The organism is Corallococcus terminator (assembly GCF_003611635.1).
GTDB lineage: Bacteria > Myxococcota > Myxococcia > Myxococcales > Myxococcaceae > Corallococcus > Corallococcus terminator.
The window spans coordinates 1-461 of the sequence record NZ_RAVZ01000801.1 but is presented as its reverse complement, the minus strand read 5'-3'; the positions used below and the strand labels follow the sequence as shown (position 1 = coordinate 461).

Genomic DNA, 461 nt, shown 5'->3' with positions numbered 1-461 from the left:
GAACGTGGGTGTCGAAGGTGCAACGCACCAGCGCCGAGGCGTCGGAGGTATCGATGTCGGCCCAGCTTGCGGCCACGCCCACCGCCCGGTACAGCGCGCCCGAATCCAGGTAATGCCAGCCCATCCGGCGCGCGATGATGCGGCTGATGGTACCCTTGCCGGCCCCGGATGGGCCGTCGATGGTCAGGACGGGAGCGAGTGGATTCATGGGGGTCCCAGAGCGTGTGAAGAGGCCATTCTAGCCCCTGCCAGACGCCCCCAGCGGGATCTTTTGTGCAACCACTTGAAACCACGAGGAAAAGCCCGGTAGAATGGCGGGCTTGAACGAGCGTCAACTGCCGATTGTCTTTCGCATATCGCGGCCACGCTCCACCCGAACAACTACTGTTTACGCCGAGGTATGCCATGAAAGTCCTGTCCTCCCTGAAGTCGGCGAAGGCCCGTCACCGTGACTGCAAGGT

At 62.9% G+C, this 461-nt stretch carries 1 protein-coding gene; it reads right to left on the bottom strand.

The window, feature by feature from the left end; all coding sequences use genetic code 11:
- On the bottom strand, positions 1-208 hold a 208-nt coding region (locus tag D7V88_RS42200), incomplete at its 3' end, for a (d)CMP kinase (protein WP_208726793.1).
- Between the last annotated feature and the right edge of the window lie 253 nt (positions 209-461).